Source organism: Salinibacillus aidingensis, assembly GCF_055393355.1.
Map to the genome: position 1 here is coordinate 1084189 of NZ_AP043759.1, position 19756 is coordinate 1103944.

Sequence of the window (19756 nt, forward strand, 5' to 3'; positions counted from 1 at the left end):
AGAGGGTCTGTTCTAGAAATCACTCACTTTTTTACCGTTGACACTTTCAGAAAATTCATCATATAATACGGTCAGCAGTTAGATTGTTATACTGGCTGTTTTTTTGTATAAAATTTTTTTGTAAGCGTATTCAAGTATGGAGGTGTACATATGCTGCAAAACCTTCCTGATAAAATCTATTTAAAGGATGTAGGGCCAAGGGATGGATTACAGAACGAAGAGACTTGGATTGAAACAGAAGACAAAGTGACGATGATTGATAAACTGGCTCAATCAGGATTAAAAGAAATTGAAATTTCCTCTTTTGTCCATCCGAAATGGATTCCGGCTTTATCTGATGCGAGAGAGGTTGCCAGACAAATTCAGCGTTATCCTGATGTGAATTATTCAGCGCTGGTTCCTAATCAGAAAGGACTGGAGCATGCACTTGAAGCAGATCTCGATGGAATTTCCGTATTTATGTCTGCAAGTGAAACCCATAATCAGAAAAATATCAACAAGACGATTGATGAGACGTATCCAGTTCTGCGTGACGTCATCGAAGTGGCTAAGCAGGAGAATAAGGTGGTCACCGGCTACGTTTCAACGGTGTTTGATTGCCCTTTTGAAGGAAGAACTAAACCAGAGCAGGTGATCCCTGTTTGTGAACAATTACTGGAGTCAGGTGCTGATTATCTATCGCTTGGAGACACCATTGGATCAGCCGTTCCATCACAGGTGGAAGCTTTACTTGATGAATTATTGAAGCGTTACCCTGAGGAAAAGCTGATTATGCACTTCCATGATACAAGAGGAATGGCGATGGCAAATCTATTAACCTCTCTTAATTATGGGATAACACATTTTGATAGTTCCGTAGGCGGGCTGGGTGGCTGTCCATATGCGCCTGGTGCAGCGGGGAATGTTGCAACGGAGGATGTTCTGTATTTATTCCATGGCCTAGGAATAGAGACAGGTATCTCAATGGATCATCTTTTGGATACAGCCGAATTTATTCAGAGTAAATTAGGGAAGCGGCTGCCAAGTAAATCCCTTACTCATCAATTAAGCAGAAATTAAAATTTATTATGCCGATATAAAAGCAGGGATTCAGCCATGCTGGAGGGAGATAATCGGTGAACAGCGAAATGACTAAATGTTTCTGAATGAAAAAGAACGAAATCATCAGGATTCCGTTCTTTTTTCATGCTACTCATCCTCAGTCTCCACTTCATTTTCATCATAGGAAATCCAGTCACTGAAGCTTCCCGGGTAGAGTTTAACATTATGGAATCCGGCCATTTTTAAAGCCATAATATTCGGAGTAGCGGAGACACCGGACCCGCAGGAAACCATAATTTCCTTATCTTTCGGGAGGCTGGCAAAGTGCTGACTCAGATCATCCGGATCCTTCCATCGTCCATCCTCGCTTAAAACGTCCTTATAAAAGTAGTTTATGGCTCCAGGAATGTGTCCGGCTTTTTTATATAAGGGTTCATTTTTGCCCAGATAGCGGTCTTTGGAGCGGGAGTCAATTAAAATCGCCGAGTCCTCCTGGAGCTTTTCTTTGACCTGATGAATATCTACTACTTCATCTGCTCTCGGCTTTGGAATAAAGGTTTTCCTTTCAGCAACGGGCTGTTTCGTCGTTATTTCATAGCCCTTTTCCTGCCAGCGTTCTAATCCACCGTCCAGAACATAGACGCTTTCGTGTCCTAAATAATGAAGGAGCCACCAGCATCTCCCTGAAAACATTTCATTACCCTGGTCATAGACGATGACGGTTGTATGTTGATCAATGCCGATATTTCCAATCTTTTGAGCAAACTCATTAATGTCCGGCAGAGGATGATTTCCGCCGTGCTCTGTTTTTTCACCGGCTAAATCCTTATTCAAGTCTAAGTAAAACGCTTGGGGAATATGGCCTTTGAGGTATGCTGCTCTGCCTGCACCCGGATTCGTTAACTCAAACCGTGTATCGACAATGACCATCTCATCGGAAGCATCCATTTTTGTTTTTAACTCATCGACAGATATTAGAAATGACAATCCTATCCCTCCAAATGACGTAGGTTTATCACGGATGAACTGGCCGTAATATCCCCACTTCAAGTCTTGAGGGTACCCCAAAAAGACTATGTGGGGATAAACGGCCAGTAGATTCCTGATAAGTTCAACTAACCATCAGTGGGGGATGGAGAAAAGTCCCACTAATGGAAGTTTCACTTTATGTTTATTCTAAATGAAAACGGTGAAAATGAATAGTTGTAAAAAAGGATGAAAGAAGGTCATCATTCCTTTATAATAGATTTCAACAAGAATATCGTCGGGAGAGATGAAATTGGTAACCATAAAAGAAATAGCAGAAATGGCGCAAGTATCTAGATCAACCGTTTCCCGAGTGCTGAATGACTCTGGATATGTCAGTGAGGAAGCAAGAGAAAAGGTAGAACAGGTCATAGAGGAAACCGGTTATGTTCCAAGTCAGTATGCGAAATCCTTACGTACAAAAAGGACAAAAGTCATTGGAGTCATTCTGCCGACTATACAGACCGAGACCCCGAGCAGAATTGTAACGGGCCTTGGCAAAGAATTGGAGGAGCACGGATACCAGATTCTCTTAGCCAATACCAATCACGACAAGGAGAAGGAGCTGGAATACCTGGATCTGTTAAAAGTTCGTCAAGTGGACGGAATTGTACTGATTGCCACGAACACGGCACCTAATTTAATAGAGAAAATCAAAGAATTACCCATCCCGGTCGTTATGATTGGCCAGGAAGCAGAGAATGTCATGTATGTTTCCTATAACGATTATGATGCAGCCCGTACACTTACATCCTTATTTATTCAAAAAGGTCATAAGAAAATTGGATTTATCGGAGTGGATGAATCCGACAAGGCTGTAGGGATTTTACGTAAACAGGGATATTATGATGAAATGCAGGCACACGGTTTACCTGTGGAAGAGAACTGGGTGCAAAAGGCAGTCTTCAATATAGATTCCGGTTATGATGCCATGAAGAAGATTCATACCTCAGAAGGCGTCCTTCCATCTGCTGTGTTTGCGGTAACAGATCGGCTGGCTATTGGAGCAATGAGTTATCTGAAACAGGAGGGGTTACGTATTCCTGAGGATGTAGCGGTAGCTGGGATTGGGGCTTCGGAAATTTCCCAGTACATTCATCCGAAACTCACAACCATCGATTATCAGAATGAAAAAGCTGGAGAGGAAGCAGCAAAACAGTTGTTATCCTGTATTCACTCAAAAAAAGTGAAAGAAAAAATGATCTTAGACTATAGACTAATAGAGAGAGATAGTGTATGATAGTACCTGAAATCGATTCCATGATTTATTTTTGAATAATGTGGAATCGATTCCACCCAAAAGAATACTTTTAAAGGAATAAAAAAATATTTTTATACAATGTGGGATCGATTCCACAAATAAAGGAGTGTACATCATATGTCTGATAACAAGAAAATTGCAGAAGAGCTGATTGAGGCCGTTGGCGGTACAGACAATATTCAATCTGTTACTCATTGTGCCACTCGTCTGCGCTTTATCATTCAGGATGAAGATAAAGTTGAAAAAGAAAAGGTGGAAGATATTGATAAGGTCAAAGGGGCCTTTTTTAATTCGGGACAATACCAGGTCATTTTTGGGACAGGTCTTGTGAACCGAATTTATGAAGAAGTCGCAAAATTTGATTTGAAAACGGCTTCCAAAGATGAACAAAAGCAAGAAGCTGCTGAACAAAATGGTAATCGTTTACAACGGGCTATCCGTACATTTGGCGACGTATTTGTTCCGATTATTCCTGTTCTGGTTGCAACCGGTTTATTTATGGGATTGCGCGGGCTGTTTGTACAGGAAAAGATTCTGGCCTTCTTCGGTTTGACCCCTGAGGATATTCCGGCGGATTTGCTGCTATATACGGAAATTCTGACTGATACGGCCTTTATCTTCCTGCCGGCTCTGGTTGCCTGGTCAACATTTAAAGTGTTTGGCGGAACTCCAATCATTGGTATCGTACTTGGGTTGATGCTTGTCAGTCCTTCACTTCCAAATGCCTGGGGTGTAGCTGAAGGTGCGGACCCGATTATGTTCTTTGGTTTTATCCCTGTTGTTGGGTATCAGGGTGCTGTTCTTCCTGCCTTCATAGCCGGTATTATTGGTGCAAAACTGGAAAAATCCATTCGAAAACGAGTGCCGGAAGCGTTAGATCTTATTTTAACACCGTTCCTTACATTGTTAGTGATGAGTATCCTGGCTCTATTTGCGATTGGACCTGTATTCCATACCGTTGAAAACTATATTCTTGATATTGTTCTGGCTCTACTTGAGCTTCCGTTTGGTTTAGCCGGTTTAATCCTTGGTTTCTTAAACCAGATTATCGTTATTACAGGTGTTCACCACATCTTCAACTTACTTGAAATTCAATTACTTGAGAACCTTGGGGAAAATCCGTTTAATGCGATTGTTACGTCTGCGATAGCGGCTCAGGGTGGAGCAGCCTTAGCTGTTGGATTGAAAACGAAAAATAAAAAGTTAAAGGCTTTAGCTATGCCATCGTCCGTATCTGCGTTTCTGGGTATTACGGAACCAGCCATCTTTGGTGTCAATTTACGCTATGGAAAGCCGTTCCTAATGGCGCTTATCGGTGGTGCAGCAGGTGGTTTTGTTGCATCCATTACAAACCTTGCCGGAACGGGGATGTCCATTACGGTTATCCCGGGAACCCTCCTTTATCTCAATGAACAGATCTTCCTGTATCTGCTCGTTAACATTATCGGAATTGCCGTAGCATTCGGTTTGACATGGATGTTTGGCTATTCAGACGAAAAACAGCTTAAAGAATAAATAACGATAAAGGAGCTTTTTATGCATCAGGAATTGAACAATCTCAAAAGGAAAGCACATGAACATGCAGAAGCTTATAAACATGTAGTTGCAGACGATCCCTATCGTCTGCACTACCACCTTATGCCACCTGTTGGGTTGTTAAATGATCCAAACGGTTTTATTTATTTTAAGGGAAAGTATCATATCTTTTATCAGTGGAATCCATTTGAAACGGCACACGGGGCCAAGTTCTGGGGACATTATATCTCTGAAGACCTTGTACATTGGGACAAGGCCCCCGCAGCTCTTGCTCCTGATCAGTGGTACGACAAAAACGGCTGTTACTCAGGCAGTGCAGTGGTTTCCGATGGAGAACTCTATTTATTTTATACTGGAAATGTAAAGGATGAAGCCGGAAATCGGGAATCCTATCAATGTCTGGCAACCTCCCATGATGGCATTCATTTTGAGAAAAAGGGCCCGGTCATTCACGTTCCACCTGGATATACCGCTCATTTTCGCGATCCAAAGGTGTTTCGTCATGAAAATAAATGGTATATGGTCATTGGTGCCCAGACCGAAGCAGAAGAGGGAGTTGTCGTACTTTATTCTTCAGAGGATTTATTAAATTGGAGTTTTCTGGGTCCTATAACTGGCAGCAGACAGAATCAACTTGGGGACTTTGGTTATATGTGGGAATGTCCGGATTTATTTCCTCTTGGGGACAAAGATGTGCTGATCGTTTCACCTCAAGGATTAGCTCCACAGGGATTTAAGTATCAGAACGTATTTCAGACGGGTTATTTTGCCGGTGAGGTTGATTACCAAAATGTTCGTTACCAGCACGGAGACTTTACAGAGTTGGACAAAGGGTTTGATTTCTATGCCCCGCAAACCACATTAGCATCCGATGGTCGCCGTCTGCTGTTTGGCTGGATGGGAAATTCAGAAGAAGGAGATGCTCGCCAGCCAACGCATGAACACGAATGGATTCATGCGTTAACCCTTCCCCGTGAGCTGGAATGGAAGGATGGAAGACTGTACCAGAAGCCGGTACGTGAGCTGAAACATTTAAGAAAGGACAACATCGAAAGGAAAGATGTTACTTTTGAGAGTGCGAATCCAGTTTCGTTTGACGGGATAAACGGAAATGTTTTTGAGCTTGAAGTATCTATTATTGATTGGAATGCACGCAGTTTCAGCATTAAAATTGGTAAAGCTGTAAAAATACGTTATGATACAATGGAAGGGATTCTATCATTGGAAAGAGAAGGATTCACCCCTGATAAGGAAATGGAATCAAGAAAATGCTATCTTGAGAATCTTCATCATTTGCAGATATACAAAGACACATCTTCCGTAGAGGTTTTTGTGAACCATGGCGAAGAAGTATTTACTGCACGTATTTTTGATGAGCCGGACGCACAATCGCTTGTTTTCCAGTCTGACGGCCAATTAACCGCAAGCCTGAATAAATGGAACCTCGAGAGAATCACAGAATTTTAAATAGTGGAGTGGTTAGATGTTAGGGAAATTTTTTAAAAAGAAGAATCAAGCTTCAGAAAATGCTGAGGTAAAAGATATTACGATTTTAGCACCAGTGTCAGGAGAACGGGTATCCCTTGAGGACGTTCCGGATCCTGTTTTTTCACAAAAAATGATGGGAGAAGGTGCGGCCATTCAGCCTAAAGAAGGCAAGATTTATGCACCTGTAAATGCGGATGTTATTCAGGTATTTCCGACTAAGCACGCGATTGGTCTGAAAGCCAATAATGGTGCAGAAATTCTGATTCATGTCGGCCTTGAAACAGTAGGGCTTGAAGGAGAAGGCTTTACTGCAAAGGTCAAAGAGGGCGACAAGGTCAAACAAGGGGATCTCCTAATGGAATTTGACATCGATATCATTAAGGAAAAAGCGAAGGATACCGTGACACCGGTGATTATCACGAATACTGACGATATGAGCGAAATTACCGTAGATGATACAGCTAAAGAACTGACTGCAGGTGAACATCCGCTGCTTAGAGTCAGTAAATAACCGCGTACTTCGCTGGAGTACAGCAGTGTCAGTTAAGGAGGAGAGGCGCATGTTGATTGGCGGCATAGAGGCTGGTGGAACAAAATTCGTATGTGCTGTCGGGGATGAAAACGGCAATATAAAAAATAAAACAACATTTCCTACAGAGGATCCAGATCAGACGCTTGAAAATGTAGAGAAATTTTTTAAACAATATGAGATCCAGGCGCTCGGTGTTGGTACATTCGGGCCGGTGGATCTGGATGCTAAAAGCAATACGTATGGGACGATACAGAAAACCCCTAAAATCAATTGGCAGTACTATCCTTTTTTACAAAGACTGAAGGAAATCTTCTCGATCCCGATTGCCATGGATACAGATGTCAATGCTGCATGTCTGGGTGAATTTACGTATGGAGCTGCCCGGAATGCGGATTCAAGTCTGTATATTACGGTAGGAACTGGAATCGGTGCAGGACTGGTGCAGCACGGCCGAATATTTCAGGGGAAAAATCATTCAGAAATGGGCCATATTCTCATTCCAAGACATCCGGATGATGACTTTAAAGGGAACTGCCCCAGTCACGGCACTTGTTTTGAAGGACTCGCATCAGGTCCTGCGATTGAAAAACGCTATGGGAAAAAGGGGCATCTGCTGGCTGAAGAGGCCCATGTTTGGGAGCTTGAAGCCTTCTACTTAGCCCAAGCCATTATGAGTTACTATGTTATCCTGTCACCAGAGAAAATCATTCTTGGTGGCGGCGTCATGAAGCAGGAAAAATTATATCCAATGGTCCAGAACAAATTTATGGATTTATTAAATGGATATTTAGAAGTGAAAAATGTAAAGAATCTGATTGTAGCTCCGGAACTCGATGATGAGCAGGGCGTCATTGGATCTGTTATGTTAGGGCTTAAAGCTTTGGAAATGAAGGCATAAGCCGTCGTGAATTTAGGAAAATTCGTTGTCCCAATCGTGGAATAGAATATTGACCGAACGGAAGCCGCCTGGAAATCCAGGTGGTTTTTTTATATGTATAATGAACGTGGGTAAACAGGAATAAGGCCGTAATATCAAGGGGAATTTATCTCGCTTTGAAGTTTATACTAAAGTATAGTTTTTCTTTCCGGTTATGTATGGTACCTTTTTATCATACAAATAGACAGAGCTTCATGAGTCAGTTGCACATCAGGGGGAATGGGGAGGTTGAAGATGAGAAAGGATGAGCTGGATAAAGAGTGGGTCACACTAATGGTTGAGGCGAAACAGATAGGTCTGACCATTGATGAGATTCGGGATTACTTTACAGACAAAGGTGCAGAAAAAAAGTTAGAAGCGAAAAAAAACGGTCTGAGGGTATAAGCACTAATTTGCTTTTAACAATTATACCATGCATTTGAAAACAGGGATTGGTAAGGGGCCAATTCCTTTTTGTTTTGTATAGATCAAAAAAGTTTCTATGCCGGCACCTCCACTCATTATTCATTAAAACGCCAATGGTACTAAGAAATTTCTCAAGGGAAAATATATGAATATGAATAAAAGTGTAATTTTGTCGATAGATGAATCGTCTTATACGTGAGTATGGCAATTGGGAGGAGAAGACTTTGACACATGAGGATACATTGACAACCTGGTTTCATCATTACAGTGATGATGTTTATAACTTTCTGATTTATTATGTGGGACACGGGGATGTGGAGGATATGGTTCAGGAGGTATTCATCAAGGCCCTGAATCATATAGATACCTTTAAACACGAGTCCAAGCCGAAAACGTGGCTCTTTAGTATTGCCCGTAATGTTGCGATTGATCATATGCGAAAAAAGAAGAGGAATCGCAATAAGGAATCGAAATTAATCCAACATAAACAAACCGTAAATGAGAAGTCCCCAGAAGACATTTATCAGTTAAGTGAAACCAGAAAAGAAGTTTACCAGGCGATGCGATGCCTGAAAAAGAATTATTATGAAGTCCTCCTGTTGCGCGGTATTCAGGAATTATCTGTAGAAGAGACAGCTGGAGTATTAGATTGGAGTCAGAACAAAGTAAAAGTGACATTTCACCGTGCAATGAAAGCCTTAAAGAAGCAATTGGGAGGGGTAACATGAGAAAAGATGAGCTATGGGATGAGTTAGGGTCATTTCCAAAGGACCAGCAGATAAACGGGCAAGTGAAACAGGAAATGCTGCAAAATCTTCAATCTGAAGCTTTACAAAAGAAACAGCAGCGCATAAAGCCTTCGAAGCCGCGTAAGCCTGGAATGGTGTTAAAAAGAGTATCCATCAGTTTTGTAAGCCTGGCTGTTTTATTCATTGCAGGAACCTTTTTATTCAGTGAAATTCAAATGAACCAGCAAACGACACCCCAACAGAATGAGGACGGAAAACAGGATACAATGCAAATGCAGGATGCTGACCAGGGAGAACAGGCAAAGACGCCGGAGCCATTGGAAAAAGAGGATGCGCTTCGGATCTTAAGGGAATTTAAATCAACATTTAATGAACTTTATCATCAACGTAGTGGGGATGACCAAAAGGTGACAGGTATCCAATCACTTGAGGAAGTGAAGAAAAAGCTGGAAACGATGATGTCAGCTGACCTGGCTCAATGGTTTACGGAATCCTATTTCCGTGAACAAAATGGAGAAGTGTATGTCGTTGCCATGGATGGGCCAACATGGCTTCAGGAGGATATCCCCTTTGATTTGGAAAAGATAAGTAACACAGAGTATAAGGTGCATCAGGAAAGAGACAACGAGCAATTAGGGCACCGGATCATGACCTATGTTCTTGTCTATGATGAAAATCGCTGGATTGTTGACCGAATAGAAAGTGAAAATCTGGACCAATAAAAAAATAGACACGAATGACTTTCTCTACAGAGGAGCCATTCGTGTTTTTTATTGTCTAGGAAATTATAAAATTACGAATTTGTAGATAAAAAATCATGAGAGGCCACGTCCGGCTCCAGCGCCCAGCGACTAGCGTGACTTCCCTCACCTCCGTCCGATAAGTCAACATTGACTCACGCTGTTCATCGTGTTTCCTTTATCTCCTCCGGCAGATTTACATATTGGTTAGTAAATCTTATCCCCGTTAAAAATGGAATTTTTCACGACGACATAATCAACATGTCGAATGGATTTTAATTCCTTGCCTCCAGCATAGGAGATGGAGGATTGCAGGTCCTGTTCCATTTCATTCAGTGTATCCTGTAGCGGGCCTTTGTAATCGACATACATTTTTTTGCCCTCAACGTTCCTTTTTTCTCCTTTTTGAAACTCGGAAGCGGAGCCAAAATATTCTTTATAAAGCTTTCCGTCCTTTTCAACGGTTTCTCCAGGTGACTCTTCATGGCCGGCAAAGAGAGAGCCAATCATGACCATAGTTGCACCAAAACGGATAGATTTGGCGATATCCCCGTGAGTACGGATTCCTCCGTCCGCAATGATGGGCTTACTAGCTGCCTTTTCACACCAGCGTAAAGCGGCCAGCTGCCAGCCTCCAGTACCAAAGCCAGTTTTAATTTTGGTTATACAAACTTTTCCTGGGCCAATCCCGACTTTTGTAGCATCTGCGCCGGCATTTTCCAGTTCTCTGACGGCTTCAGGTGTTCCCACATTTCCGGCAATCACAAAACTGTCCGGTAAGTGCTTCTTAATGTGCTGAATCATTTCAATAACAGCGTTGGAGTGACCGTGGGCAATATCAATGGTGATAAATTCAGGTATCAATCCTTCAGTAGCTAATTGTTCAACAAATTGATATTCCTCTTCTTTCACACCGACACTGATCGATGCAATCCTGCCATTTGCCTGCATGTCCTTTACAAAATCACGACGGGTTTCAGGTTCGAAGCGATGCATAATATAGAAATAACCGTTTTCGGCTAAATAACGGGCAATTCTTTCATCAATAATGGTTTGCATATTCGCAGGTACCACTGGAAGTTTAAATGTATATCCTCCAAGTTTTACAGATGTATCGCATTCTGTTCGGCTTTTTACGATACATTTTGCTGGAATTAACTGAATATCTTCATAATCGAATACGTTTTCCATTGTCATCCCCCTAAAAGACGAACGAATTTATATAGTGCAATTAAAATGTTCGCCTATATGAATTTACAATAAATTTTAGTGAATGTCAAAGTTTTTTGATATCTTTATTGATTTTCAGTCTGAACTTGTTGTTATAATAGGTTTAATTATTTTCTAACACGAATTTTTAAAGGGGATAGGTAAATATGAAGTTTTCCGGGAAAATGAATCATTTTCAGACGTCTATTTTTAATGAACTGGCAGACTATCAAAAACAAAAGATAAATGCAGGCTGCGAAATGATAGATTTGAGTATTGGCAGTCCGGATCTTCCGCCACCTGAATTTGTCAGGGAGGAATTAGCCGGAAATGTAAAAGATCCTTCCCAGTACGGTTATACATTGACAGGGACCGATGATTTTCTTCAGGCGACAGTGGATTACTACAAGGAGCGGTATGGTGTATGTCTGGATGCAAAAGAAGAGGCCCTAATGGTCATGGGGTCACAGGACGGCCTTGTTCATTTGCCCCTGACCATTACCGACCCTGGGGATTTGATTTTAGTACCCGATCCTGGCTATACGGCTTATGAAACAGGGGTTTCCTTAGCTGAGGCCACTCCCTATAAAATGCCATTGAAAGAGGAAAATCATTTTTTGCCTGATTTGGACGCCATCCCTGAGGAGGTCAGGAAAAAGGCAAAGCTGATGATTTTGAATTTCCCCGGGAATCCTATTCCTGCCCTGGCCTCACGGGAATTTTTCGAAAAAGTAGTCGAGTTTGCCAAAACCTATAAAATAACGATTCTACATGACTTTGCCTACTCCGAATTGTATTATGAGGAGAAGCCAATCAGCTTTTTATCAATTGAAGGTGCAAGGGATGTAGGGATTGAATTCAACTCTTTATCAAAAAGTTTTAATATGGCCGGCTGCCGGATTGGCTATGTGGTTGGAAATTCTGAAATTATTGAAGCCTTGAGCCGCCTGAAATCAAACCTGGATTATGGGGTATTTTTGCCAATCCAAAAAGCGGCGGTAAAGGCTTTGCGGAATTCCGCACAGTTCAGTGATGATTTACGAATGATCTATCAGGAGCGTCGTGACCAGTTTGTGAATGGATTGCATCAGGCAGGCTGGAGTGTTGAAAGTCCGAAAGCATCTATGTTTGTATGGGCCAAGGTCCCACATGGAATAGATTCCGAATCATTTGCCTATCAATTAATGGATGAAGCCGGAATCGTTGTCGTTCCTGGCCAGGCCTTTGGCGAAGAAGGAGAAGGCTATGTTCGTATTGCACTTACCCAGGATAAAGACACACTGCGGCGCGCGGCCGAAAAAGTGAAGGAAAGCGGCTTATTTTTATCACGCATTAACTGGCCGTAATGCCCCCACCTCAAGTCTTGAGGGTAACCCATCAAGGCTAAGTGGGGATAAACGGCCAGTAAATTCCTGATAAGTTCAACTAACCAAAAACCCTTGCTGATGGAAGTTTCACTTTATCTGAGTCAGCCGGCCGCTAAAAAAATAGAAGCATACGTCTGTCTGTCTTTTCGTTTTCGTGTAAAATGGAATCATATACAGATTAATGACGCTAAGAACAAAGGAATAGATTTGCATAACATCAGGAGTCATTGCAACTGAGGGAAAAAGTAGGTGATCTGAATGTGGTCATGGCATCCGGTCCAGCTGTCTCTTTTTGTGGCAACCATTGCCGCAGTTATAACATTTATCCTCGCCATTTACGCTGCATACGGGATGATACGGAAACAGAGAAGAGGAAAGGCACTGGTCGAAACATTATTTTTTATGCCGCTGGTACTGCCGCCGAGTGTGGTTGGCTTTCTTCTGCTTATCGTGTTTGGGGATCAGGGGCCTTTTGGAAAACTATTGGAATGGCTGGGAAGTGATGGGGTTGTATTTACTCCTACAGCCGCTATTATCGCAGCAGGTGTTGTTGCCTTTCCATTAATGTACCAATCTTTGAAAACCGGTTTTCAGTCTGTTGATTCCAACATTTTGGGGGCTGCTAAAGTGGACGGGGCTTCGGAATGGACGCTTTTAACCCATATCATCATCCCAATGTCTTCAAGGTCATTATTAACAGCCCTGATTCTTGGCTTCACCCGTGGATTCGGCGAGTTCGGGGCAACATTAATGTTTGCGGGTAATATTCCGGGAAAAACACAAACCATTCCGACCGCCATCTATTTTGCCATAGAATCGGGCCAAAATCAGCTTGCATGGTCGTATGTCTGGATCAGCATTGGATTTTCGTTCCTTTTACTCCTGCTGGCAAATCGAGTAAGAGCCTAGCTTTGCTAAGTTTTTTCATCGAAGCATATTTTTTCCTTTTCATCAAAAGATAAAAACAGACAGAATTAGAGTATGGAATCATAAAGGATGGTAGGCTGTGCAAATAAAAATTGAATGGACTTATACAACAGCTAAAGGAACGGAAGTATTTTTTCAATCAGAGAACATGACGGTAGAAAAAGCTGTGCTGGTAGCAGAGGATATAGAAAAGACAGGCCGGGCCAAGCATGTACATTTTATCGATCATCAGGAGAGCTCATGGAAACTGAAGGAATTAAAGAAGTACATGGAGGGCATTCAGACAGAACCTCACAATGTTACGGTTTATTTTGATGGTGGCTTTGATCGGGAATCCAGGCATTCAGGATTGGGCTGTGCCATTTATTATGATCAGAATGGGAAATCCTATCGTTTGCGAAAAAATGCTGCTGTAGATGAGCTGAAAACGAACAATGAAGCGGAATATGCTGCCCTTCATTTAGCGTTACAGGAGTTGGAGTTTTTAGGCGTCCATCATTTACCGGTCACATTTATCGGGGATTCCCAGGTTGTGATCAATCAACTGAAAGATGAATGGCCCTGCTTTGAAGAGGAGCTTTCCAGGTGGATGGACCGGATTGAAGAAAAAACACACACCCTCGGAATCCAGCCTGACTATCAGCTTGTCGGCAGAAAAAAGAATCAGGAGGCAGACCATCTCGCTTCACAGGCTTTGAAGAATATTGAAATTATGAGCACCATCGAATTAGATGCTGAATAGATTGTGGGGCAAAAACATACCAGATTGCAAAGGCTTGTTCCGGTAACATCTTTACAAACTGCTGACATTTGTTAGCAGTTTGTTTGTTTTCCTTAGATGGATTGAATTTTGTTAGGTCTGGATTAATATTTGCGGTGAATCGGTGGATATTGTTATGTATATCGATGGATTGTGATTTGCCAGGTTGATAGCTGCAGTGAATAGGTGGATAAATCCAGGAAATCGGCGGATAGAATCACCAGATCGATGGATACACCCACGAAACAGACCGATAACACCATCAATCCCCATCACCTAAACCGGTCCCAGTTGAATTTCCCCCATATATTTCACAAAAACAAAATATGAAAGTTCTGAAAATAGTGGTAAAATAATACCAGAGATACATCATCTGTGTCCGTTGCAGCTACTACATAATGAACGCGGGAATCAGGTAGACTTTTTAAATGCAGATGGGTGTATCTCAAATTCAGTTAGGGGGAATGGAAGGATGTTAAAGAAGTTTGCTTCGGATGCGTTGGGTTTATCTGATATTGGAAAGATTATTGAGCCCAAAGATTATGACAAAACGGATGCGGATGATTATGTTCGTCATGAGGACGATGAGAAGATCTACTTTCTTATTAAAACAAAAGCGGATGAGTACTGCTTTACCAATTTGGCGTTCATCCATGTGGACGGTGAAAACGCGGTATCTTCCAAGCGGACGCTTCGGCGTTATCCCTATTTTCAGTATCAGATTTCGAATGTGCTCCTGGAAACAGCGGGGCGTGTTGATTTAGATATTGAAATTAAATTCTCGCTTGGGAATCAGGATTTCAGCATCGATGTAGATAAAAATCAGCTGGAGCAGTTAAATGATCTTTATAAGGCATTAGTGTACATTTCTGAGGCTACTCAGGAAAACAAAATCATGTTAAAAATGAGTGAACAGAGTCTTGATAAGGCTGTAAATGTTCTGCAAAACTCCCGTACAAACGATGCCAACCTGGCTGATCAATTCAAACAAATTACGGAATATGGATTTTCCTGGCTCCATTCCAATCATGAAAAATTCCACCAGAAAGACTTTGGAGACGTGTTTGAAAAGTATATTAATCAATAAGCTAAGACCCGGCCTGATTTGGGCTGGGTTTTCTTTATTCACTAAACAGGTTCGTTAAAATAAATTTTCACCCCGGGAAGGACACTTGAAAAACAAAGAAGGGTTTTATAAAATCATATTTTGAAATGTTTTTTCAGAACGTCATACCTCTTTAAAATAATTCAATCTGAAAATTGTACATAAAGGAGAGAGATACTGTGGGTCCCGCGGTTATGGGTATCAGCTTGTTAGTGTTTATGGCAGCTGCGATCATGCTCGTCGTGTATTTATTTAAACGGAAATCATTAAAAAATGTTAAGCATCTTTTTTTAGTCGGCTTGGCCTTGTTTATTTTCAGTCTGTTTTTACCAGGACCAACGGAGGAATCGACTTCTCCTGATAAAAAGAATGAAGATGAAAATGTAGAGGAGAAGGAAGAAACTGATCAAACAAAAGATGATAAAGAGCGCGAGGAAGAAAAGGATAAAGATAAGGAGTCTGCGGATAAAAGTTCGGATGCAGACGAGAAAGACAAAAAATCAAATCAAGAGAAAAACCAGGACAAAACAAACGGAAACAGTGAAGGAAAGGTGAACAATGATCCTGAAACAGGGGATTCGTCTGGTTCGTCACAGACATCGGATAAACCATCTCCCAATTCAAATTTGGAATCAGCCCGTGTTACGAGGGTAGTTGATGGAGATACAATTGAGATTCAATATAAGGGAAAAACAGAAGATGTCCGCCTTCTGTTAGTAGATACACCGGAGACCGTTCACCCAAGTAAACCTGTTCAGCCATATGGGCCTGAAGCCAGCTCCTTTGCAAAGAAGGCTTTATCCGGAAAACAGGTCCAGGTTGAATTTGATGGACCAAAGCGGGATCACTATGACAGGCTGCTTGCCTACATCTGGGTTGATGGAAAAATGTTTAACCAGCTGCTTCTTGAAAAAGGCCTTGCACGGCTCGCTTACGTATATGATCCGCCATATACTCATTATGACGCTTATGTAAAAGCGCAAACGAAGGCTGTGAATGCCAATCGGGGAATCTGGAGTATTAATGGCTATGTAACAGAGGAAGGCTTTAATGATTCAGCGTCAGGAAACTCTTCGGATGGCGGCTCGAGCTCCGGGTCCGGTTCGGGTTCGAGCGGTTCTGATTCCGGCAGCTCCGGCTCTGGATCAGGAGAGGTCATTTACGATCCTGATGGCCCGGACCGCGACTGCGGAGATTTCGACACTCATAATCAGGCACAAAACTTTTTCGAGGCAGCCGGTGGACCGAACAGCGATCCACACCGCTTGGACAGGGATGGCAACGGCCTCGCCTGTGAAAGCCTGCCATAGTTTGGGACTGTCCCCACATCCTTTAAAGTGTTAAAGGATGTGGGGATTTTTATTGTGTTGACGGATTCCTGGGCTGTGGTGGCGGATGGATCGGCATGAGAGATGGATTCCCTGTATTTTTTGACCGATAAATCCTGAATTTTAATTGATAAATTCCAAATTCAGACGGAAATCACCACCAAAATGACAGATAAAATCCGGAGCGACTGATAAATGGCATAAAATGATGGATGAATCCTGGTTTTTGCCCGATAACCTCAGGAATTAGAGCGATGCCCGCATTCACCTGATTGGTTAAAATCCTTGATTGACTAGTATTCCACCGATATAGCATTAGCCCTCAAAATAATGGGCAAAAAAGTTAAGCTGTTCGTCTGAAAAAGTTGGGTATGCTATAATAATTAGGAAAATTCAAATAAATATCCTAAAATATTAAATTTGAACATTCAAAAAATGGTGAGGAGTAAGTCTGCGTGCGCAGGCGCTGGTGGACGATAGCCATGTATCGATTTTTGTGCATTTAATATATTCTGACTGGGGGAGAGGTCATGACAACAATAGGTTTCATCCGGCATGGCATAACAGAGTGGAATGTGACGGGCAGGGCTCAGGGAATCTCGGATGTTCCTCTGAATGAGACTGGAAAACGTCAGGCTTTAAAGGCAGGAAAAAGACTTTCGAGGGAAGAAAAATGGGATATGATCATAACCAGTGATTTGTCCAGGGCGATAGAGACGGGTTCAATCATTGGAAGGGAGATAAAAGTCCCTATTCATCACTATGATCCAAGAATCCGGGAGAAAAACTGCGGGGAGGTTGAAGGAACAACTGAGGAGGAAAGGTTGCAGAAATGGGGCCGTAACTGGCGTGAATTGGGTCTTGGCATGGAGACAGATGATGAAATAGCAAAAAGAGGGACAGAATTTGTGGAGGAGATTTCTGCTGCATACAGAGGAAAGCGAATCCTCGTTGTCAGTCATGGATTGTTGCTTGGACTCACCTTAAAGAGACTTCTTCCCAATCAATGGGAAAAGCCGGAATTGGAACATACATCGGTTACGATATTAGAATATAAGGATGATAAGTGGGACTGCTCTTTGTATAACTGTACAAAGCATTTGAATGACACTCACACTCATACGATCTGAATTTATCATAGCCAACCAAAAAGGTTAACCTTGGGAACAGAGTTAACCTTTTTTTGCTGGTTCATATAAGTTATTTCATCCGAATGACAATTTTCCCTTTCGCATGGTGAGTCTCGCTTAATTTATGAGCTTCTTTAATCCCCTCTTCAGAAAAAGGAAATTCATGGCCAACTACAGGTTTTACCTTGCCTGCTTCTATGAGTTTTCCTAATTGATCAAGCTGTTCTCCGTCAGGCTCAAGCCAGAGAAAACCAGCTTTTATATTCCGGGCTTTCGCTTTTTCCTCATCGGGATTGCCAGCTATTGAAACCAGCTTACCCCCATCTTTCAGCACTTGAAAGCTCTTATCCATGATTTCACCGCCGAGGGTGTCCACCACAATATCATAGTCATGAAGGATATCCTCGAAGTTTTGCTCTTTATAATTAATGAACTCATCAACGCCTAGTTCCGTTAAAAGGTCCTCGTTTTTCCCGCTTGCCGTAGAAGCGACATAGGCACCAAAATGCTTGGCAATTTGAATGGCAAAGCTTCCGACTCCTCCAGCCCCTGCATGAATAAGGACTTTGTTCCCTTTATTGATATTTGAGAAATCGACAAGGCACTGCCAGGCAGTTAGTCCGGTTAAGGGTACGGAAGCAGCCTCTTTAAAATCGAGGTTTTTTGGTTTGGGTGCAAGTAAATGCTCATCAACGACTGTATACTCAGCGTATGTACCTTTTGCGGTTGTGTCCGGGCGGGCGAATACTTCATCTCCAATCTGAAATTTTGTCACTTTCGAACCTGTTTCTGTGATTACTCCAGCTGCATCCCAGCCTAAAATAACTGGAAATTCAAATGGCAGCCCTTCCTTCAGGTAACCCTCTCTCACTTTCCAATCAATTGGATTAATGGAAGTAGCATACATCTCCACTAGTACCTGGTGTTCCCCGATTTCCGGTTTAGGAATTTCTTTCATTTTTAATTGATTTCTTCCGCCATATTCTTCAATAACCACTGCTTTCATGAATGTTAACCTCCTGTTGATATAGATACTGATAAAGTATAAGGTTATTTTTTATATTATATGCTATCTTATACGATTGCTAGTCAGCAAATCATTCGCTATCCAATTCATTTTAGTGAGAATGTCTACCAATTAATCATAATAAAATGGATTATTGGTTAATGGAGGGATCATTTGTAAAAATACATAAGACCTTCGAATCATTTTTATAAACCGATTGTATAACAGACTCTTAAAAGAACTATTACAGGAAAATGGATTATTGAAACAAGAATAATAATCTGTTATATTTTAAAATGTTTAAATTATGAAACAAGAAGGGGTTGAGCGTGTGAAACGGAAAATTTTAGCGGTGACGTTCTTCATCGGTCTTTTGATTTTGACTGCATGTGGAAATACGGAAGGGGAAAGTAATGGAGGCGAAGAAGAAAAATCAGAGCCTTCAAATAAATGGGAAGAAATTCAGGAAGCTGGTGAGATTGTCGTTGGGACGTCAGGAACATTGTATCCTGCATCCTATTATCCTGAGGACTCCGATAAGATCACTGGTTATGATGTGGAAATCGTCAAAGAGATGGCCAAGCGTCTTGATTTAAATGTTTCTTTTGAAATTATGGGAATTGACTCTATGCTATCTTCAGTGGATAGTGGCAGAATTGATTTAGTCGCAAATGACATTGAAATTACTGATGAACGCCAAAAGAATTTTGCTTTCAGTGAGCCATATAAGTATTCCTATGCAACAATGATTGTCAGGGAAGATGATTTATCCGGTATACAAACACTGGAGGATTTGGAAGGGAAAATAGCTGGCGGTGGTGCTACAACCGTATTCAGTCAAATTGCCAAGCATTTCGGAGCTGAAATAAAAACCTACACAAATGTTACAAATGATGTATATTTACGGGATGTTGAAAATGGACGTACAGATTTAGTTATGAATGATTATTACCTACAAAGTCTGGCGTTAGAGGCGCTGCCGGAAATTGATGTAACCCTGCATCCTGACCTGCGTTTCCATCCATCAGAGCAGGCCCTGGTCATGCAAAAAGATGCCGAGGTTTTCCATGAGAAAATCAATCAGGTTTTGACGGAAATGCGTGAGGATGGAACGTTAAAAGAGCTTTCAGAGCAGTTCTTTGGTGGAAAAGATGCGTCAACACCTCCTGACAAAGAGATTAAAGAAATTGAAGGACTTGACCTATAGGT

Annotated in this window: 20 protein-coding genes; 16 read left to right on the top strand and 4 right to left on the bottom strand. The window is 41.8% G+C overall.

Annotation, left to right across the window (positions count from 1 at the left end; all coding sequences use genetic code 11):
* Nucleotides 1-153 precede the first annotated feature (153 nt).
* The gene (locus ACZ5OK_RS05990; protein WP_343840335.1) at nucleotides 154-1059 is read left to right on the top strand and encodes a hydroxymethylglutaryl-CoA lyase; all 906 of its coding nucleotides are present in this window, start codon (nucleotides 154-156) and stop codon (nucleotides 1057-1059) included.
* A 129-nt stretch (nucleotides 1060-1188) separates the two neighbouring features.
* Here the strand turns inward: ACZ5OK_RS05990 and ACZ5OK_RS05995 are convergent, their stop codons facing one another.
* Nucleotides 1189-2028, bottom strand: coding sequence for a sulfurtransferase (locus ACZ5OK_RS05995; protein WP_343840127.1), 840 nt, complete (start codon nucleotides 2026-2028; stop codon nucleotides 1189-1191).
* 292 nt (nucleotides 2029-2320) lie between these two features.
* Here ACZ5OK_RS05995 and ACZ5OK_RS06000 point away from each other — a divergent pair, with 292 nt between their 5' ends.
* From ACZ5OK_RS06000 to ACZ5OK_RS06035, 8 genes are all read left to right on the top strand, one after another.
* On the top strand, nucleotides 2321-3307 hold the full coding sequence (locus ACZ5OK_RS06000; protein ID WP_343840129.1) for a LacI family DNA-binding transcriptional regulator: 987 nt from the start codon (nucleotides 2321-2323) through the stop codon (nucleotides 3305-3307).
* Nucleotides 3308-3445: 138 nt separating this feature from the next.
* Nucleotides 3446-4843 (top strand): sucrose-specific PTS transporter subunit IIBC, encoded by a 1398-nt coding sequence (locus tag ACZ5OK_RS06005; protein WP_343840131.1) that lies wholly within the window; start codon nucleotides 3446-3448, stop codon nucleotides 4841-4843.
* Between the two features lie 21 nt (nucleotides 4844-4864).
* Nucleotides 4865-6331, top strand: a complete 1467-nt coding sequence (locus ACZ5OK_RS06010) for a glycoside hydrolase family 32 protein (RefSeq protein ID WP_343840133.1) — start codon at nucleotides 4865-4867, stop codon at nucleotides 6329-6331.
* A 16-nt stretch (nucleotides 6332-6347) separates the two neighbouring features.
* Nucleotides 6348-6863: a PTS sugar transporter subunit IIA gene (locus tag ACZ5OK_RS06015; protein WP_343840134.1), complete on the top strand. Its 516-nt coding sequence runs from the start codon at nucleotides 6348-6350 to the stop codon at nucleotides 6861-6863.
* Between the two features lie 52 nt (nucleotides 6864-6915).
* Entirely contained in the window at nucleotides 6916-7782 is an 867-nt protein-coding gene (locus tag ACZ5OK_RS06020; protein WP_343840338.1) for an ROK family protein, read from the top strand.
* 273 nt (nucleotides 7783-8055) lie between these two features.
* Nucleotides 8056-8205: an anti-repressor SinI family protein gene (locus ACZ5OK_RS06025; RefSeq protein ID WP_343840135.1), complete on the top strand. Its 150-nt coding sequence runs from the start codon at nucleotides 8056-8058 to the stop codon at nucleotides 8203-8205.
* A 245-nt stretch (nucleotides 8206-8450) separates the two neighbouring features.
* Entirely contained in the window at nucleotides 8451-8954 is a 504-nt protein-coding gene (locus ACZ5OK_RS06030) for an RNA polymerase sigma factor (protein WP_343840137.1), read from the top strand.
* Nucleotides 8951-9697, top strand: coding sequence for a hypothetical protein (locus ACZ5OK_RS06035; RefSeq protein WP_343840140.1), 747 nt, complete (start codon nucleotides 8951-8953; stop codon nucleotides 9695-9697). The genes ACZ5OK_RS06030 and ACZ5OK_RS06035 overlap by 4 nt, the downstream gene beginning before the upstream one ends.
* Nucleotides 9698-9922: 225 nt before the next feature.
* Here ACZ5OK_RS06035 and guaC read toward each other — a convergent pair whose 3' ends face one another.
* On the bottom strand, nucleotides 9923-10906 hold the full coding sequence (gene guaC, locus ACZ5OK_RS06040; protein WP_343840142.1) for a GMP reductase: 984 nt from the start codon (nucleotides 10904-10906) through the stop codon (nucleotides 9923-9925).
* A 185-nt stretch (nucleotides 10907-11091) separates the two neighbouring features.
* Here guaC and ACZ5OK_RS06045 point away from each other — a divergent pair, with 185 nt between their 5' ends.
* The 3 genes from ACZ5OK_RS06045 to ACZ5OK_RS06055 all read left to right on the top strand — a co-directional run bounded on the left by ACZ5OK_RS06045 (nucleotide 11092) and on the right by ACZ5OK_RS06055 (nucleotide 13960).
* Complete coding sequence (locus tag ACZ5OK_RS06045; protein ID WP_343840145.1) at nucleotides 11092-12270, top strand: LL-diaminopimelate aminotransferase; 1179 nt, start codon at nucleotides 11092-11094, stop codon at nucleotides 12268-12270.
* 279 nt (nucleotides 12271-12549) lie between these two features.
* Complete coding sequence (gene modB / locus ACZ5OK_RS06050) at nucleotides 12550-13200, top strand: molybdate ABC transporter permease subunit (protein ID WP_343840148.1); 651 nt, start codon at nucleotides 12550-12552, stop codon at nucleotides 13198-13200.
* 97 nt (nucleotides 13201-13297) lie between these two features.
* Nucleotides 13298-13960: a ribonuclease H family protein gene (locus ACZ5OK_RS06055; RefSeq protein WP_343840151.1), complete on the top strand. Its 663-nt coding sequence runs from the start codon at nucleotides 13298-13300 to the stop codon at nucleotides 13958-13960.
* 152 nt (nucleotides 13961-14112) lie between these two features.
* On the opposite strand, the gene ACZ5OK_RS06060 is transcribed toward ACZ5OK_RS06055, so the two are convergent.
* Nucleotides 14113-14244: a hypothetical protein gene (locus ACZ5OK_RS06060; RefSeq protein ID WP_343840153.1), complete on the bottom strand. Its 132-nt coding sequence runs from the start codon at nucleotides 14242-14244 to the stop codon at nucleotides 14113-14115.
* A 206-nt stretch (nucleotides 14245-14450) separates the two neighbouring features.
* Between ACZ5OK_RS06060 and ACZ5OK_RS06065 the strand changes: the two genes are divergently transcribed.
* The 3 genes from ACZ5OK_RS06065 (at nucleotide 14451) to ACZ5OK_RS06075 (ending at nucleotide 17541) form a co-directional block, all read left to right on the top strand.
* A complete protein-coding gene (locus ACZ5OK_RS06065) occupies nucleotides 14451-15065 on the top strand; it encodes a PH domain-containing protein (protein WP_343840154.1) in 615 nt (204 codons plus the stop codon).
* A 212-nt stretch (nucleotides 15066-15277) separates the two neighbouring features.
* Entirely contained in the window at nucleotides 15278-16393 is a 1116-nt protein-coding gene (locus ACZ5OK_RS06070) for a thermonuclease family protein (protein WP_343840156.1), read from the top strand.
* A 548-nt stretch (nucleotides 16394-16941) separates the two neighbouring features.
* A complete protein-coding gene (locus ACZ5OK_RS06075) occupies nucleotides 16942-17541 on the top strand; it encodes a histidine phosphatase family protein (RefSeq protein WP_343840159.1) in 600 nt (199 codons plus the stop codon).
* A 70-nt stretch (nucleotides 17542-17611) separates the two neighbouring features.
* Here the strand turns inward: ACZ5OK_RS06075 and ACZ5OK_RS06080 are convergent, their stop codons facing one another.
* The gene (locus ACZ5OK_RS06080) at nucleotides 17612-18547 is read right to left on the bottom strand and encodes an NADP-dependent oxidoreductase (protein ID WP_343840162.1); all 936 of its coding nucleotides are present in this window, start codon (nucleotides 18545-18547) and stop codon (nucleotides 17612-17614) included.
* Between the two features lie 331 nt (nucleotides 18548-18878).
* Between ACZ5OK_RS06080 and ACZ5OK_RS06085 the strand changes: the two genes are divergently transcribed.
* A complete protein-coding gene (locus tag ACZ5OK_RS06085) occupies nucleotides 18879-19754 on the top strand; it encodes a transporter substrate-binding domain-containing protein (RefSeq protein WP_343840164.1) in 876 nt (291 codons plus the stop codon).
* Nucleotides 19755-19756 lie beyond the last annotated feature (2 nt).

Bases quoted from the DNA above. Each gene is read 5' to 3' on its own strand.
- ACZ5OK_RS06025 (WP_343840135.1), top strand. From the start codon at position 8,056: ATGAGAAAGGATGAGCTGGATAAAGAGTGGGTCACACTAATGGTTGAG.
- ACZ5OK_RS06075 (WP_343840159.1), top strand. From the start codon at position 16,942: ATGACAACAATAGGTTTCATCCGGCATGGCATAACAGAGTGGAATGTG.
- ACZ5OK_RS06065 (WP_343840154.1), top strand. From the start codon at position 14,451: ATGTTAAAGAAGTTTGCTTCGGATGCGTTGGGTTTATCTGATATTGGA.
- ACZ5OK_RS06045 (WP_343840145.1), top strand. From the start codon at position 11,092: ATGAAGTTTTCCGGGAAAATGAATCATTTTCAGACGTCTATTTTTAAT.
- ACZ5OK_RS06080 (WP_343840162.1), bottom strand. From the start codon at position 18,547: ATGAAAGCAGTGGTTATTGAAGAATATGGCGGAAGAAATCAATTAAAA.
- ACZ5OK_RS06005 (WP_343840131.1), top strand. From the start codon at position 3,446: ATGTCTGATAACAAGAAAATTGCAGAAGAGCTGATTGAGGCCGTTGGC.
- ACZ5OK_RS06015 (WP_343840134.1), top strand. From the start codon at position 6,348: ATGTTAGGGAAATTTTTTAAAAAGAAGAATCAAGCTTCAGAAAATGCT.
- ACZ5OK_RS06010 (WP_343840133.1), top strand. From the start codon at position 4,865: ATGCATCAGGAATTGAACAATCTCAAAAGGAAAGCACATGAACATGCA.
- ACZ5OK_RS06035 (WP_343840140.1), top strand. From the start codon at position 8,951: ATGAGAAAAGATGAGCTATGGGATGAGTTAGGGTCATTTCCAAAGGAC.
- guaC (WP_343840142.1), bottom strand. From the start codon at position 10,906: ATGGAAAACGTATTCGATTATGAAGATATTCAGTTAATTCCAGCAAAA.
- modB (WP_343840148.1), top strand. From the start codon at position 12,550: ATGTGGTCATGGCATCCGGTCCAGCTGTCTCTTTTTGTGGCAACCATT.
- ACZ5OK_RS06070 (WP_343840156.1), top strand. From the start codon at position 15,278: ATGGGTATCAGCTTGTTAGTGTTTATGGCAGCTGCGATCATGCTCGTC.